We start from the raw sequence: 15516 nt of genomic DNA on the forward strand, positions 1-15516 counted from the left end.
CGGTTCCGGGACATGGCACGCGGAGAACTACGCATCTACCTCGGGGCCGCCCCGGGTGTCGGCAAGACGGTGGCCATGCTCGAGGAGGCGGAGCGCCGAATCGAGCGTGGCACCGACGTGGTCGTCGGCTTCGTCGAGACGCACGGCCGGGCGTACACGGCCCGGATGATCGGCGACCTCGAGGTGGTGCCGCGGCGGGACGTCGAGTACCGCGGCGCCGCCTTCACCGAGCTCGACGTCGACGCGGTGCTGGCCCGCCGGCCCGAGGTCGCGCTCGTCGACGAGCTGGCGCACACCAACGTGCCCGGCTCGCGCCACGAGAAGCGCTGGCAGGACGTCCAGGAGCTGCTCGACGCGGGGATCACCGTGCTGTCCACGGTGAACATCCAGCACCTGGAGTCGCTGAACGACGTGGTCGAGCAGATCACCGGCATCGTCCAGCGGGAGACCGTGCCCGACGGGGTGGTGCGCGGCGCCGACCAGGTCGAGCTGGTCGACATGACGCCCGAGGCGCTGCGGCGCCGGATGGCGCACGGCAACATCTACCAGAAGGACAAGATCGACGCCGCGCTCGGCAACTACTTCCGGGTCGGCAACCTGACCGCGCTGCGGGAGCTGGCGCTGCTCTGGCTGGCGGACAAGGTCGACCAGCAACTCGAGCGGTACCGCGACGCGCACGGGATCGGCAAGACCTGGGAGACGCGCGAGCGCGTCGTGGTCGCGGTGACCGGCGGCCCCGAGGGCGACACGCTGATCCGCCGCGCCGCCCGGATCGCCGCGCGCAGCAAGGGCACCGACCTGATGGCGGTGCACGTGTCGCGCTCGGACGGGTTGACCGGCGCCGACCCGGCCCTGCTGGCCAAGCAGCGGCTGCTCGTCGAGAGCCTGGGCGGCAGCTTCCACCAGGTGGTCGGCGGCGACATCCCGCGGGCCCTGCTCGACTTCTCCCGTGGCGTCAACGCCACTCAGCTCGTCCTCGGTGTCAGCCGGCGGGGGCGGCTCGCCCAGATCTTCGCCGCCGGCGTCGGCGTCACCACCTCCGCGCGGTCCGACTCGATCGACGTGCACCTGGTCACCCACCCCGAGGTCGGGCGGGGGCGGTTGACCGTACCCGCGCCCGCCCTCTCACCGCGCCGCCGGCTGATCGGCTTCGCGCTCGTCGTGCTCGGGCTGCCCGCCCTGGTCGCGACCCTGCTCCCGCTGCGTCACGACCTCTCGCTGCCCAGTGAGATGCTGCTGTTCCTGGCCGCCGTCGTCGGCATCGCCCTCGTCGGCGGCATCTGGCCGGCCCTGCTCGCCGCCGTCGCCGCATCGCTCCTGATCAACTACTTCTTCACCCCGCCGACCAGCGAGTGGACGATCGCCGAGAAGGAGAACATCCTCGCGCTGGCCGTGTTCGTCGTCATCGCGGCGGCGGTGTCCTGGGTCGTCGACGTCGCCGCGCGGCGCACCCGGGACGCCGCTTCGGCCAGCGCCGAGGCGCAGACCCTCTCCACCGTCGCCGGCAGCGTGCTGCGGGGCACCGGCCCGCTCACCGCCCTGCTCGAACGGCTCCAGGAGACCTTCGGGCTGGAGGCGGTGACGCTGCTGGAGCGCCGCCCGGACGCCGGCGACCGCCTCGACCAGCAGCGCAGCCCACTGTCCTGGTCCGTGGCGGCGAACGTCGGCGGCTCGCCCTGCTGCGCGCCCGGCGAGGCGCAGACCGAAGTCGCCGTCGACGACGACCTGGTGCTCGCCTTGCGCGGGCGCACCGTGGCGGCCACCGACCGCCGGCTGATCGAGGCGTTCGCCGCCCAGGCCGCGGTCGCGCTGCGGCACGAGCGGCTCGCCGCCCAGGCGGCACAGGCCCGGCCGCTGGCGGAAGCCGACCGGATGCGCACCGCCCTGCTGGCCGCGGTCAGCCACGACCTGCGTACGCCGCTCGCCTCCGCCAAGGCCGCCGTCGACAGCCTGCGCAGCCAGGAGGTGGCCTTCTCCGACGACGACCGGGACGACCTGCTCGCGACCGCCGAAGAGTCGCTGGCCCGACTGGCGCGGCTCGTCGACAACCTGCTCGATCTGAGCCGCTTGCAGGCCGGCGCGCTCGGCGTGACGCTCGTGGACATCGGGCTGGAGGACGCGGTCCCGCGCGCGCTCGACGAGCTCGGCCCGGCCGGCCGCGACGTGCGCGGCGACATCACCGCCGACCTGCCGGCCGTCGCGGCCGACCCCGGCCTGCTGGAGCGGATCCTGGTCAACCTGATCGCCAACGCCCTGCGGTTCAGCCCGCCCGGCCGGCCACCCGTAGTCACCGCCCGCTACCAGGGTTCGCGGGTGGAGCTGCGCGTGATCGACCACGGCCCCGGCATCCCGGAGCCCGACCGGGACAAGGTGTTCGTGCCGTTCCAGCGCATGGGTGACCGCGACAACCACAACGGCGTCGGGCTCGGGCTCGCGTTGTCCCGCGGGCTGGCCGAGGCGATGGGCGGCACGCTGGTGCCGGAGACCACCAACGGAGGCGGGCTGACCATGGTGCTGGCGCTGCCCGCCGCGAGCTCGCCGAACGACGGTGCCGCCACCGAGGCGGTCGAGCGGGCCGTCCGAGAGCGCCGCCACCGGCGATGACGCTAGAGGCGATGCTTCTGGATCTTTCCCATGGCGTTGCGGGGGAGCTCCTGGACGAAGACGACCTCGCGTGGTCGCTTGTGGGCGGACAGGGCGGTCGCCACGTGCTGGACCAGCGTTTCCTCGGCGACGGGGTCGGCCACCACGTACGCCACGATGCGCTGGCCCAGGTCGTCGTCCTCGCGGCCGACCACCGCTGCCTCGTGGACCGACGGGTGGGTGAGCAGGGCGTCCTCGATCTCGCCGGCGCCGACGCGGTAGCCGCCGGTCTTGATCAGGTCGGTCGAGGCCCGGCCGATGATGCGGTGGACGCCGTGCTCGTCGATCGTGGCGACGTCGCCGGTGCGGAACCAGCCGTCGTCGGTGAACGCGGCCCGGGTCGCGTCCGGGCGGCCGAGGTAACCCGCGAAGACCGTGCTCCCGCGTACCTCCAAGGCGCCCGTGTCGTCCACGCGGGTCTCGACGCCCTTGATCGGGATGCCGACCGCGCCGGGCTGGCGGTGGCCGTCGGCCCTGGTGGCGACGGTGATCAGCGTTTCGGTCATGCCGTAGCGCTCGACCGGTGCCTGCCCGGTCAGCTCCTTCAGCGCGGTGAAGACGCCGGCGGGCAGGGCGGCGCTGCCGGAGACCAGCAGGCGGGCGCCGCTGAGCCTGCGGGCCTCGGTCGGGGCGGCGGCGACCCGGTGCCAGATGGTGGGCACGGCGAAGTAGAGGCTGCCGTTGGCGTCGGCCAGCAGGTCGGGGCGGGGCTTGCCGGTGTGGTGCAGGCGGCTGCCGGTGCGCAGGGCGCCCAGGACGCCGAGGACGAGTCCGTGCACGTGGTACAGCGGGAGCGCGTGGACCAGGCGGTCGTCGCTCGTCCAGTCCCAGGCGTCGGCCAGGCCGTCGAGGCAGGCGGCGATCGCCTCGCCGGTGATCGGCACGCCCTTGGGCCTTCCGGTGGTGCCGCTGGTGTAGAGGACCAGCGCCGTCTGGTCTAACGCCTTTCCCGGCTCCGTCCAGGGTGCACGGTCGTGCGGCTGTGCGGGGACGGCTTCGATGCCTTCGGGCGCGGTCGTGGCGTTGAGCAGCAGGTCGGCGTGGGAGTCGCGGAGGATGTGGTCGCGCTCGCCGGGGCCGGCGTCGGGCGGGATCGGGACGACCGGCACACCCGCGTGCAGCCCGGCCAGGACCGCCGTGACCGTCTCCGTGGTGGAGGTGGCGACCACGGCCGCCGCCCGGGCGCCGGCGATCCGCCGGGACAGCGCGCCGGCGGTGGCGGCGAGGTCTTCCAAGCTGGAGGCGTGGTTCTGGAGGCGCACCGCGTCGGGCGCGTCGCCGAAGGCGCCGGTCAGAGCTGGCAGCAGGGACACCCGGTCCACGCTGCCACATCGCGTTGCCGGCGCGTACCCGGTGCCGTTGTGTTGTAGAGAGACAACACGCCGTAACCCTTCCGACGGACCGCGTGTCGTGGGAGCTTTGTGGGTACATCGGGTGGATCCCATTCCCAGGGGCGGTGACTGATGGGCGAAGAGGTCGACCAGCGGGAGTTCACCCGCGAGGACCGGGCGCGCTACCGGCAGAAGGTGCGCCGGTGTCTGGACGTGTTCGCGGAGATGCTGCGCGAGGCACGCTTCGACTTCGAACGGCCGCTGACCGGCATGGAGATCGAGCTCAACCTGATCGACGACTCCTCCGACCCGGCGATGCGCAACGCCGACGTGCTGGCCGCCGTCGCCGACCCGGCGTTCCAGACGGAGCTGGGCCAGTTCAACGTGGAGATCAACGTGTCGCCGCGGCGGCTGGGGGCGCGGGGCTCGGCCGAGTTCGAGAACGACATCCGGGCGAGCTTGAACGCCGCCGAGGACAAGGCCCGCGCGGTCGGCGCCCACATGGTCATGATCGGCATCCTGCCGACGCTGCGGCAGAGCCATCTGACGGTGGAGTCGCTGTCGGCGAACCCGCGCTACGCGCTGATCAACGAGCAGATCTTCGCCGCCCGGGGCGAGGACCTGACGATCCGCATCGACGGCGTGGAGCGGCTGAACACGACCGCCGACACGGTGGCGCCGGAGGCGGCCTGCACCTCGACCCAGTTCCACCTGCAGGTGTCGCCGGCGCAGTTCGCGTCCTACTGGAACGCCGCGCAGACGATCGCCGGTGTCCAGGTGGCGCTGGGTGCCAACTCGCCGTTCCTCTACGGCAAGGAGCTGTGGCGCGAGACCCGGATCCCGCTGTTCGAGCAGGCCACGGACACGAGGTCCGAGGAGATCAAAGCGCAGGGGGTACGCCCGCGGGTCTGGTTCGGAGAGCGCTGGATCACCTCGGTGTTCGACCTGTTCGAGGAGAACGTTCGGTATTTCCCGGCCCTGCTGCCGATCTGCGACGCCGAGGACCCGGCCGAGGCGCTGGCGGGCGGTGACACCCCGACGCTGGCCGAGCTTCGGTTGCACAACGGGACGATCTACCGCTGGAACCGCCCGATCTACGACGTGGTCCGCAACCGCCCGCATCTGCGGGTGGAGAACCGGGTCCTACCGGCCGGCCCGACGGTCATCGACACGATCGCCAACGCGGCGTTCTACTTCGGGGTGGTCCGCTCCCTGGCGGAGTCGGACCGTCCGCTGTGGTCCCAGATGTCGTTCAGCGCGGCGGAGGAGAACTTCCACAACTGCGCGCGGAACGGGATCGGGGCGCAGGTCTTCTGGCCGGGCCTGGGATATCTGCCGGTCACGGAGCTCGTGCTGCGCCGCCTGCTGCCGCTGGCGTCGGAGGGCCTGGACCGATGGGGAGTCGAGGCCGGGGAACGCGACCGCCTGCTGGGCATCATCGAACAACGCTGCCTGCTGGGCCGCAACGGGGCGAGCTGGCAGGTCGACACCCTCCACCACCTGGAGGTCGAGGGCAACCTGGACCGCCGTGAGGCACTGCGCGAGGTGGTCAAGCGCTACGTGCCGCTGATGCACAGCAACGAGCCGGTCCACGAGTGGCCAATTCAGTAGCTGGTCGCGGGCGGGCTGCAGGTCTCGGCGGGGTTCGCCCAGTGATCGCGCGTCTGCCTAGGCGGGACGGGCGTCCTACCTGCTGGCTATAGCCCTTTCGGCTGCGCGAGGGGCGACGGGCGTCGAGCCGGGCGATCCGCGCGGCGCGGCGGATCAGCGTGTCCCCTCGCGCCCCCACGACGCGGTTGCGCGACGAGCGTCGAGCCGGGCGATCCGCGCGGCGCGGCGGATCAGCGTGTCCCCTCGCGCCCCCACGTGGCGGTTGCGCGACGGGCGCCGGTCTGCGCCACGGCGACTCCGCCCGGCGGCCGTCGAGCCGTTCCACGGTGAGTCCGGTCGAGGCCGGGCGTGCGCTGGCCTCCTGACCGCCGCTGCCGACTACTGGGCGGCGGTGTAGCTGGCCGCGACGATGCCGACCAGGGTCAGGCCGAGCAGGGCCTGGAGGATAAGTGCCGGGCCGATGTGGGACCACAGGGTGGGCACCCGTGGGCGCAGGAGCTGGCCCGTCGTGATGTTGACGATGCGCTCGGCCTTGGGTGGCGTCGTGCGATCCTTCTGGGGCGCGATCGTGACCTGGATGTGGTCGGACGGCTCGAGCGCGCTCTGCGGCAGGTGGCCGTGGATCTCCACCTCGCAGAGGCGGCCCGAGCCGTCGCGTAGTCGCAGCGGCGTGACCAGAAACTCCGGCGCCTTGCGCAGGTCCTTCCACCGCCTTGGCGAAGCACCGCGGGTGCCGGCCTGGAGGACGGAGAGGATCGCGCGGCCGATGAGCCGGCCCACCGTGGCGGCCGTCAGGACCACGACGAGTACCGGCTGGCCGACCTTCATTTCGCGTGCGTACCCAGGCATCAGCCGCACGACGCGGCCTGTCAGGGTGGTGCCGGAGTAGTAGAAGACCGTGTCGTTCATCGCTGACCACCACTTTGCGTCAAGCCGTGTTCACGTAGTGTATTGATCAGCGCTGATGATCGCCCGTGAATGAATAGCGATGAAGATCAACCGACGGGGCGGCCGACCACCTCCTCGTAGAGCTCGACGTAGCGTTCGGCCATCGTGGCCGGCGTGAAGCGGCGGGCCGCCTCGTGCCGGCACTCGGCGGGGTCGAGCTTGCCGGCGGCGAGCACCAGGTCGGCCAGCTCGTCCTCGGTCCTGGTGAGCAGGCCCGTGCGGCCGTGCTCGATCAGCTCGGGCAGGCAGCCGCGAGCGGTGCCGACGACGGGCGTGCCGAGGGCCAACGACTCGACGACGAACGTGCCGCCGGGCTCTTCCCAGCGCAGCGGCGCCAACATCGCGCGGGCCTCGGCGACGAGGGTGTCGCGGGCCGCGCCGGTGAGCGTGCCGACCCAGCGGACCCGGCTGCCGTCGACCAGCGGCGCCACCTTCTCGCGCCAGAAGCGGACGTCGGGGTTGGCCGCGGCGGTCGGGTCGCGCAGGGCGGCGGCCAGCTCGTCGGGTTGCTTGTAGGGACCGACCGGGCCGGCCAGCACGAGGTCGAAACCGGCTTCGTGGGCGAGGCGTACACCCAGGTCCTGTCCTTTTCCGGGGGTGATGCGGCCGAGCATCACCATGTGCTCGGCCTGGTCGGGGAGGGGTCGTCGTTCGGCGTCGACAGCGAGGGGAGTGGCCAGGTGGACGTGGCCTATGGCGTGCGCGCGAAGTGCGCGCGGTGCCCTCCTCAGCTGCGAGGCGCTGACGCCGTTGACGCTGACCCGGCCACCGCCGTCGAACTCGCCGTAGAGCTCGGGGTGCTTGCCGAGGTCCCAGTGCAGCGTGTGCAGCACCGGCGTTGCGGTCGGCTCCATCGCGGCCAGCATGGCCAGCCCGATCGCCTCGACGTGGTCGTGCACCAGGTCGATGTCGTCGCGCTCGCGCACCGTGCGGACCACGGCCGCCTGGTGCGCGGTGGCCACGCCGTTGGCCTGGTTGTAAGGCCGCTGTAGCCAACTGAACTGCCCGTCGGGAAACGGCGCGAGCAGCTCGTCGACGGGCTCGGTGCTGGTGCCTACGGAGGCGAGCAGCACGGTGACGCCGAGCCGGCGCAGCTCTGGCACCAGCGTGGCGACGATGTTCTCGATTCCGCCATAACCTTTCGGCGGGACGGGCAACCATGGCCCGGCGTTGACCAGCACGGTGAAGGTCATGCCGGCCCGCCTATTCGACTGGTCATGCCGCCACCCGGCTGCGTCGTCGCCTGCTGGCGAGGTCGGCCATCTCGCGCAGTGGCGGGCGCTCCTTGACGGAGACGTCGGTGACGACGATCTCGCGGTCGAGGTTCGGCAGCGCATCGGTGCCGCCGCGCCGGAACTGCGTGAGCAGGGTCGAGGGTTGCGTGTCGGCGGTGACCCAACCCTGACGCTGCAGGCGTTCCCAGACCGTGTGCATGATCTGGGCGGACATCCGACCGAGCGCCTCGGTGCTCTGGTGCCGGTGCCGCCGCTCGCCGAGGTCGACCTGGGCGAGCGCGTCGAGGCCGACCAGGTCCAGCAGGTCGACCAGCATCGCGATCTCCACGCCGTAGCCGGAGACGAACGGAAGCTGCTCGAGGAGCGTCCGGCGGCCGGCGTACTCGCCCGCCAGTGGCTGGACGAACCCCGACAGCTCGGGCCAGAACAGGTTGAGCAGTGGCCGTGCGGTCAGCTCGGTGACCCGGCCCCCGCCGTCGGCCTCGACCACGCCGGCCGAGTGGTGCAGGCCGCGGTGGTAGAAGCCCTTGACGTAGCCGACGCTCGGATCGGTCAGCAGCGGCCCGACCAGCCCTGTGACGAACCGGGCGTCGAAGTCCTCGAGGTCGCCGTCGACGAAGGCCACGACGTCGCCGCTGGCGGCCACCAGGCCGGCCCAGAGCGCGTCGCCCTTGCCCTCGAGGCGAGGTAGTCCACGGGTCATCTGGTCCTGGCTGACCACGTGCGCGCCGGCGGCGGCCGCCACGCGGGCGGTCGCGTCGGACGACCGTGAGTCGACCACGATGAGCTCGTCGACCAGGTGGACCCGCTCGACGAGCTGCTGCCGGATGGTGGCGACGATGGCACCGATGGTCGCTTCCTCGTTGCGTGCGGGAATGACCACGCTGACTGTCGTGCCCCGTTTTGCGGCGACGAGTTGGCGCGGCGTCCATTGCCCCGCCGAGCCGGTGCGGTAGGTCGACCAGGCCTCGACCACTGGTGAAACGGTTGTTCGCGAGTGCCACATAGGCACACCCCCAGACGCGATCCGTCGAGCCATTGCTTCAGCTCTGCCGTGTGTTCGGCCGAGCCCCTCGGCGCTGCCGTGGGGCGGTTCGTTTTCCCCGTTTTGCCCGAGCCAAACCGCGCCCGCTTTTACACATACTGATCATCGAATTGCGCATTGCCCACTCACCTGTGTGAACGTTTGATGACGCGGCAAGTGTCGATGGTTCCTGATGTCCGACACATATCAGATGTTTGATCCGGTTACGCCGGTGGCAAAAGTAGCTGGTGTGACACGGGCATTCGAGATGAAAGGTCGGCTTATGGCGTATAGCGAAAAGTGTCGAGTCGGGATGATCGGTGCCGGAAATGTCGCTCAGCGGCATGCGCGCGTGCTGTCCGGTTTCGCCGACGTGGAGATCATCGGTGTCACCGACGTCGTGCCGACCGCCGCCGAGGCGCTGGCCTCCACCCACGGCGCGCCCGCGTTTCCTGACGTGGCGACCCTCCTCTCGCTCGAACTCGACGCCGTCTACGTATGTGTTCCCCCATTCGCCCACGGCCATGCCGAAGAAGCGGTGCTTGCCTCAGGGGCGGCCATGTTCGTCGAGAAGCCGCTCGGAGTCGACCTGACGGTGCCGACCCGACTCGCCGCCGAGGTCGCCCGCCGCGGAACGCTCACCGCGGTCGGTCACCACTGGCGATACCTGGACGTGGTACGCACCGCCGCCAGCCTCCTGGCCGACCACCCCGTCCGGCTGGTGAACGGCGTGTGGTGGGACAAAGTGCCTCCTGTCGCATGGTGGGTCCGGTCGGACCGGTCCGGCGGACCGGTGGTGGAGCAGGCGGCACACGTCGTCGACCTGGCGCGGGCCCTGGTCGGCCCGGTGACCGCCGTCTACGGCGCGGGCACCGGAACGCCACCCCCGGTCCCGAACGCCGACGTCGACGCTGCCACCGCCGCGACGTTGATCTTCTCGAGTGGTGCGGTCGGAACGTTGAGCTCGGCCTGCGTACTCGGCTGGAAGCAGAAGGCCGGCCTGGAGATCGTCGCGGACGGGTTGGCGCTCTTCGTAGGCGAGGACGAGCTGGTGGTGCGGGACGGATCAGGCCAGGAGCGCCGCATCCCGGGAGATCCGGACGCCGCTCGCGTCGCGGTCGACCGCACCTTCGTCGACGCGATCCGGGGCATCGGCGACGACATCCGTGTCCCGTACGCCGAAGCCCTCGAAACCCACCGCGTCACCTGCGCGATCGTCGAGTCGGCCCGCACCGGCCAGGTGATCCCGCTCGCCGAGTTTCCTTCGGCCGCGTCGGCCGTGCCGGCGCAGCCTGGCTCGTTGGCTCGGCATCCCCGGTCGGACGCGCTGGGCGCGCCGCCGCCTGGGCCGCCCTCGCCGGCCCGGCCTGGGGCGTCGGATCAGCGTCCCCCGGCGGGCGAGCCCGCCGGGCCGCCGGCTCCATCGATACCGGCGCCACGGACCGCGCAGGCGGATCTCGACGGCCGGGACCCGCACGCCGTCCCCGCCGAGGGCGGGCCGGCGGATGGGTGACCGCGTGGTCGTCGTCACCGCTCCCGGCGAGGTCGCCGTCCGCGACATCGCGGCCGAGCCGGTGCGCCCCGGGACCTTCCGGGTCGAGACCGTCTTCTCCGGCGTGTCGGCAGGCACCGAGCTGAGCTATGTCAAGGGCACCAACCCCTATCTCGGGTCGAGCTGGGACGCGGACCTAGGGCTCTTCCGGGCGGGCACCTCGGCGTCGCCCTACCCGGTGGAGCGTCTGGGCTATATGGAAGTCGGCAGGGTCGTGGCCAGCCGCACCCCGGCCGTCGCCGAGGACAAGCTGGTGGCGATGACCTACGGGCACCGCACGGCGTACCTCGGTGACCCGCTCGTCGATCGTGTCGTCCCGCTGCCGGACGACCTGGACCCGATGCTCGGCGTCTATGCCGCGCACATGGGGCCGATCTGCGCCAACGGCCTCCTGCACGCCGCCGCGGACGCCACGAACGGCGACGTGCGGGACCTAGGTGACGGAGTGCGAGGCCGGCGGGTCGCGGTTGTGGGCGCCGGAGTGGTCGCGCTGCTCACCGCCGCCCTGGCCAGGCACCACGGCGCCGCCTCGGTCGTGGTGATCGACCCGACCCCGCAGCGCCGGGCCGTCGCGGCCGCGCTGGGCTTCGACGTGCTCGACCCGGACGGCGACGAAGACCCCGCCGTGGTGCTGAAGACCAGGTGGCGGCACGCCGCCGGCGACCGCGGAGCCGACGTCGTCTTCCAGTGCCGAGGACAGGCCTTCGCCCTGCAGTTGGCGCTGCGCTTGCTGCGGCCGCAGGGCACGGTGGTGGACCTCGCCTTCTATCAGGCGGGCGCGGACGCGGTGCGGCTCGGCGAGGAGTTTCACCACAATGGCCTCGCTGTGCGCTGTGCGCAGATCGGGCGGGTGCCGCGTGGCCTCGCCCACCTGTGGGACCGGGACCGCCTCTCCGGTGAAACCATCGACCTGCTCCGTTCTCCGTGGGGTGCGCTGCTCCGTACACACCTGGTGTCGGCGGTCGTGCCCTTCGAGTCGGCGGCCTCGTTGCTCGTCGATCTCGCTGACCGCAAACGCCAGGAGCTGCAAGTCATTCTGAGCGTCTGAACGAAGATCAGGTCGGTTATCCACAGGCAGTTTCGAACACTTGTCCACAGGCTCGTGCCGGGCTCCGCTTCGAGGCGTCTTCCAGGTACCGTTTCCGTCCATGGGAGTCATGCAGCGGTTGAAGAACAGGACCCAGCGTTTCCTCCAGCGCCCTGGCACGACGGTCGACCTGGCGCCGCTGCAGAAGGTGCTGCCCGAGATCGAGGCGCTCGAAGACGAGCTCAAGGAGCTCGACGACGCCGCACTGACCGAGCGGGCCGGTGCGGCGACCGCGGTCGCCGAGATCTGCGCGCTCGGCCGTGAGGCGGCGCGCCGCACGATCGGCGAGCGGCCTTATGACGTCCAGCTGCTCGGCGTGCTGGCGATGCTCGGTGGCAGCGTCGCCGAGATGGCCACCGGTGAGGGCAAGACCTTGACCGCGGCCATCGCGGCGTACGGGCACGTGCGCAGCAACAACAGCCCCGTCCACGTGCTCACCGTCAACGACTACCTCGCGCGCCGCGACGCGGAGTGGATGGAGCCGATCTACAAGCTCCTCGGCCTCTCGGTCGGCTGGGTGACCGAGTCGTCGACCCCGGAGGAGCGGCGGGCGGCCTACGCCTGCGACGTCACCTACGCCTCGGTGAGCGAGGCCGGCTTCGACTACCTGCGCGACCAGCTGGTCACCGACATCGACGATCGGGTCCAGAGCACGCTGGCCACCGCGATCGTCGACGAGGCCGACTCCATCCTGATCGACGAGGCGCGGGTGCCGATGGTGCTCGCCGGCGCCGTGGCGGGCGAGCAGGACCCGGTGCACGTCGCCGCAGGCGTGGTCAAGGGCCTGCGCTCGGGTCGCCACTACGAGATCGCCGATGACGGCCGCAGCGTGGCGTTCACCAGCACCGGCCTGTCGGTCGTCGAGCGCAAGCTGGGCGGCATCGACCTCTACGACGACGAGCACGTCGAGCAGCTCTCCGCCGTCAACGTCGCCCTGCACGCGCACGCGCTGCTGCACCGCGACGTCGACTACATCGTGCGCAACGGTGCCGTCGAGCTGGTCGACGAGATGCGCGGCCGGGTCGCCCAGCGCCGCCGCTGGCCCGACGGCCTCCAGGCCGCGGTCGAGGCCAAGGAGGGCCTTGACGCCACCGCCGAGGGCGAGGTGCTGGGCACGATCACCGTCCAGGCCTACATCGCGCTCTACCCGACGGTCTGCGGCATGACCGCGACCGCCGTGCTGGTGGGCGAGCAACTCCGCGAATACTTCAAGCTCGAGGTCGCGGTCATCCCGCCGAACACCCCGTGCGTACGGATCGACGACCCCGACCGCATCTACGCGACCCGCCAGGAGAAGGAAGACGCGCTGGTCGCCGAGATCGTGCTCGCCCACGAGAAGGGCCGGCCGGTGCTGGTCGGCACCCTCGACGTCAAGGAGTCCGAGAGCCTGGCCAAGGCGCTCGAGGCGGCGGGCATCCCGTGCCACGTCCTCAACGCCAAGAACGACGACGAGGAAGCCGAGATCATCGCCGAGGCCGGCAAGTTCGGCGCGGTGACCGTGTCGACCCAGATGGCCGGCCGTGGTGTCGACATCCGGCTGGGCGGCAGCGACCAGGCCGACCGGGAGCGGGTCGCCGAGCTCGGCGGCCTCTACGTCCTCGGCGGCGGCCGGCACCACAGCCGCCGGGTCGACGACCAGCTCCGCGGTCGCGCCGGCCGGCAGGGCGACCCGGGCGCGTCGACGTTCTTCGTGAGCCTCGAAGACGACCTGATCCAGCGCAACGCCCCCGACGCGATCCCGGCCTCGCCGAAGATGAACTTCGAGGGCCTCGTGACCGACGAACAGGTCGACTACGCGGTCGAGCACGCCCAGCGGGTCTCCGAGGGTGTGCAGCACGAGATCCACCGCAACACGTGGCGCTACAGCGTGGTGATCGAGCAGCAGCGCAAGGCGCTGTCCGAGCGCCGTGAGCGCGTGCTGACCACCGACGTCGCCGCCGAGATGCTCAAGAAGCGCGAGCCCGAGAAGGCCGAGGAGCTGATCGAGCTCGACGAGGAGCTGCTGCCGCGCGTGGCGCGGTCGATCGCGCTCTACCACATCGACCGGTTGTGGGCCGAACATCTGGCGGAGCTCTCCGAGGTACGCGAGGGCGTGCACCTACGTGCCCTAGGCCGCCTCGACCCGTTGGACGAGTTCCACCGCGCGGCGGTGCCGGCATTCAACGCGCTGGTCCCGGCGATCGAGGAGCGCACCGTCGAGACGTTCGACGAGAACGAGTTTGACGCCGACTGGGCGCCCGACGACAAGACGCTGGTGCGACCGAGCGCGACGTGGACCTACCTGGTCCACGACAACCCGTTCGGCTCGGAGCTCGACCGCCTCATCGCCGCCGTCGGCCGCCGCCTCAGCTCGGGCGGTAACAACTGACCATCCGCTGACAGCCGGCACCCGGGGCGGGAACCGCTCCCGGGTCCGGCTGGGGCGGTGCGCGCACACGACGCATTCGCGAGCGGTGCGTGCGGGCGCGGACGTGCGTGGGCGCCGCCGGCGCGGCGCGTTCGGGCGCGGAGGGTCGGGCATGGACGTGCGTTGCCCGGCAGGCGCGGTGCAGCGTTTGGGCACGAGCGCTGGGCATGGACGTGCGTTGCCCGGCAGGCGCGGTGGAGCGTTTGGGCGCGAGGGCTGGGCATGGACGTGCGTTGCGCCGCAGGCGCAGTGCGGTGTGTGGCGCGCGTGGGCGCCGCGGGCGCGGTGCGTGGGCGTGGCACGCTCGCCTATGCCGGCGTTCGGCGGTACGGGGCTGCGGCTCGACGCGCGCCGCGCGCGGTGTTCGCGGCTGGTTGTCGGCCAGCGCCGGCTTGCCGGCGCGCCAGCAGGTCTTGGGTCTGCGGCGGTCGATCTGCGCCGTAAGTGAAGCGCTGCGCTGATCATCGCGAGCGCGCGGTTCGGGCGATCTGAGCGTCCGGCGCGGGCGCCGAGACGATTCGGACGGCGACGCTCGAACGGTGTTGTTGGTCGAGTTCGGGATTCGCGACGCAGATCGCCTCGGAAGCTGCCCGGGGCGATCTCGGTACGGGCAGGATGGCGTGGAGGCGCGCACCCTGGGTACTGGGGTTCGCGCGGTCGCACAGGGGGCGCTGGCGCGTCCGCGGTGCGGGGGGAGGACAACTGAGATGGCGGGTCCAGGTTCGGGCGGGGATCCCATCAGTTTGGTGGCCGTGGAGACCGCGGCCCTTCTACGGGAACTGACCGCCGGGCTGTTGGCCAGCAACGACCTCGAAGAGGCGCTGGACCACCTTGCCAAGACCAGTCGGCATGCCCTTCCCGGCGTGTCGTGGTCGAGTGTCACCCTGCTGCGCGCGGGGGAGCCCGCCAGCGTGGCCGCCTCGGATCGGCGGGCGCGGCGGTTGGACTCGCTGCAGTACGCGGCCGACGGGCCGGCGATGAGCGCCATCCGCCAGCGTGAGGTCGTGCTCGCCGACGATCTGAGCACCGAGACGCGGTGGGCCGAATGGACGCCGCGGGCGGTGACCTACGGAGCTTGCGCCGTGCTCGCGGCGCCCGTCGACGTCGATGATCAGGTGCTTGGGTCGATCAGCCTGTACGCGTGCCAGCCCGGCGTGCTCGGCCAGGGCGCCCAGTTGACCGCGATGCTGCTCGCGGAGCACGCGGGCCTGCTACTCGCCGCAGTGCGCGAGCGGGATCGCCGGGACTCGGTGCCCAGCGACCTCGCGGACACCCTCGCCTCCGGCGAAGTGATCGGCCAGGCCATCGGCGTCGTGATGATGCAACGCCGCTGCCCGCCCGCCGAAGCCCTCGACGTCCTACGCGGCGCGTCGACGGCGCTCTCGATCCCCGTCGAGGACGTCGCCCGGCGCCTGGTGCGCTCCGCCGAGGACCGCGCTCGGGCCGTCTAGCTCGTTCGGTGGGGCCGGCGCCCGGTGCGCTCCGCCGGAGACCGCGCCCGGGCCGTCTAGCCCGTTCATCGGCCTGGCGCCCGGCGCTCCGCAGAGGACCGCGCCCGGGCCGTCTAACTCGATCGGTCGGTCCGGCGGCCGGTGCGCTCCGCCGAGGACCCGCGCCCGGGCCGTCTAGCTCGTTCGGCCGCGAGAACCGATGTCGGTAGTGGACGGTGCGAAGCTGG

At 71.7% G+C, this 15516-nt stretch carries 10 protein-coding genes; 6 read left to right on the top strand and 4 right to left on the bottom strand.

The window, feature by feature from the left end; translation table 11 throughout:
* Window positions 1–12: 12 nt before the first annotated feature.
* Entirely contained in the window at window positions 13–2604 is a 2592-nt protein-coding gene (locus tag AB0J88_RS36290) for a DUF4118 domain-containing protein (protein ID WP_364354746.1), read from the top strand.
* A gap of 2 nt (window positions 2605–2606) precedes the next feature.
* On the opposite strand, the gene AB0J88_RS36295 is transcribed toward AB0J88_RS36290, so the two are convergent.
* Window positions 2607–3956 (bottom strand): AMP-binding protein, encoded by a 1350-nt coding sequence (locus AB0J88_RS36295; RefSeq protein WP_364354743.1) that lies wholly within the window; start codon window positions 3954–3956, stop codon window positions 2607–2609.
* Window positions 3957–4106: 150 nt separating this feature from the next.
* Between AB0J88_RS36295 and AB0J88_RS36300 the strand changes: the two genes are divergently transcribed.
* On the top strand, window positions 4107–5585 hold the full coding sequence (locus tag AB0J88_RS36300; RefSeq protein ID WP_364354740.1) for a glutamate--cysteine ligase: 1479 nt from the start codon (window positions 4107–4109) through the stop codon (window positions 5583–5585).
* Between the two features lie 378 nt (window positions 5586–5963).
* Here the strand turns inward: AB0J88_RS36300 and AB0J88_RS36305 are convergent, their stop codons facing one another.
* From AB0J88_RS36305 to AB0J88_RS36315, 3 genes are all read right to left on the bottom strand, one after another.
* The gene (locus AB0J88_RS36305; protein WP_364354737.1) at window positions 5964–6494 is read right to left on the bottom strand and encodes a hypothetical protein; all 531 of its coding nucleotides are present in this window, start codon (window positions 6492–6494) and stop codon (window positions 5964–5966) included.
* A gap of 86 nt (window positions 6495–6580) precedes the next feature.
* Window positions 6581–7726: a glycosyltransferase gene (locus AB0J88_RS36310; protein ID WP_364354735.1), complete on the bottom strand. Its 1146-nt coding sequence runs from the start codon at window positions 7724–7726 to the stop codon at window positions 6581–6583.
* A gap of 22 nt (window positions 7727–7748) precedes the next feature.
* Window positions 7749–8774, bottom strand: coding sequence for a glucosyl-3-phosphoglycerate synthase (locus AB0J88_RS36315; RefSeq protein ID WP_364354732.1), 1026 nt, complete (start codon window positions 8772–8774; stop codon window positions 7749–7751).
* Between the two features lie 211 nt (window positions 8775–8985).
* On the opposite strand from AB0J88_RS36315, the gene AB0J88_RS36320 reads away from it, so the two are divergent.
* The 4 genes from AB0J88_RS36320 to AB0J88_RS36335 all read left to right on the top strand — a co-directional run bounded on the left by AB0J88_RS36320 (window position 8986) and on the right by AB0J88_RS36335 (window position 15289).
* Window positions 8986–10305 carry a Gfo/Idh/MocA family oxidoreductase gene (locus tag AB0J88_RS36320; RefSeq protein WP_364354729.1) on the top strand — a complete coding sequence of 440 codons (1320 nt, stop codon included), beginning with the start codon at window positions 8986–8988 and terminating at the stop codon, window positions 10303–10305.
* Entirely contained in the window at window positions 10298–11392 is a 1095-nt protein-coding gene (locus AB0J88_RS36325) for a zinc-binding alcohol dehydrogenase (RefSeq protein WP_364354726.1), read from the top strand. Before AB0J88_RS36320 ends, AB0J88_RS36325 begins: the two co-directional genes overlap by 8 nt.
* Before the next feature lie 100 nt (window positions 11393–11492).
* Window positions 11493–13799 carry an accessory Sec system translocase SecA2 gene (gene secA2 / locus AB0J88_RS36330; protein ID WP_364354723.1) on the top strand — a complete coding sequence of 769 codons (2307 nt, stop codon included), beginning with the start codon at window positions 11493–11495 and terminating at the stop codon, window positions 13797–13799.
* 746 nt (window positions 13800–14545) lie between these two features.
* On the top strand, window positions 14546–15289 hold the full coding sequence (locus AB0J88_RS36335) for a GAF and ANTAR domain-containing protein (RefSeq protein WP_364354720.1): 744 nt from the start codon (window positions 14546–14548) through the stop codon (window positions 15287–15289).
* The last annotated feature ends 227 nt before the right edge of the window (window positions 15290–15516 follow it).

This window comes from Asanoa sp. NPDC049475 (genome assembly GCF_040676915.1).
Classification (GTDB): Bacteria; Actinomycetota; Actinomycetes; order Mycobacteriales; family Micromonosporaceae; genus Asanoa.

What these genes read in the sequence shown, in the direction of transcription:
- AB0J88_RS36315 (WP_364354732.1), bottom strand. Translation starts at nt 8,774, where the DNA reads ATGTGGCACTCGCGAACAACCGTTTCACCAGTGGTCGAGGCCTGGTCG.
- AB0J88_RS36320 (WP_364354729.1), top strand. Translation starts at nt 8,986, where the DNA reads ATGTCCGACACATATCAGATGTTTGATCCGGTTACGCCGGTGGCAAAA.
- AB0J88_RS36335 (WP_364354720.1), top strand. Translation starts at nt 14,546, where the DNA reads ATGGCGGGTCCAGGTTCGGGCGGGGATCCCATCAGTTTGGTGGCCGTG.
- AB0J88_RS36300 (WP_364354740.1), top strand. Translation starts at nt 4,107, where the DNA reads ATGGGCGAAGAGGTCGACCAGCGGGAGTTCACCCGCGAGGACCGGGCG.
- secA2 (WP_364354723.1), top strand. Translation starts at nt 11,493, where the DNA reads ATGGGAGTCATGCAGCGGTTGAAGAACAGGACCCAGCGTTTCCTCCAG.
- AB0J88_RS36305 (WP_364354737.1), bottom strand. Translation starts at nt 6,494, where the DNA reads ATGAACGACACGGTCTTCTACTACTCCGGCACCACCCTGACAGGCCGC.
- AB0J88_RS36290 (WP_364354746.1), top strand. Translation starts at nt 13, where the DNA reads ATGGCACGCGGAGAACTACGCATCTACCTCGGGGCCGCCCCGGGTGTC.
- AB0J88_RS36325 (WP_364354726.1), top strand. Translation starts at nt 10,298, where the DNA reads ATGGGTGACCGCGTGGTCGTCGTCACCGCTCCCGGCGAGGTCGCCGTC.
- AB0J88_RS36310 (WP_364354735.1), bottom strand. Translation starts at nt 7,726, where the DNA reads ATGACCTTCACCGTGCTGGTCAACGCCGGGCCATGGTTGCCCGTCCCG.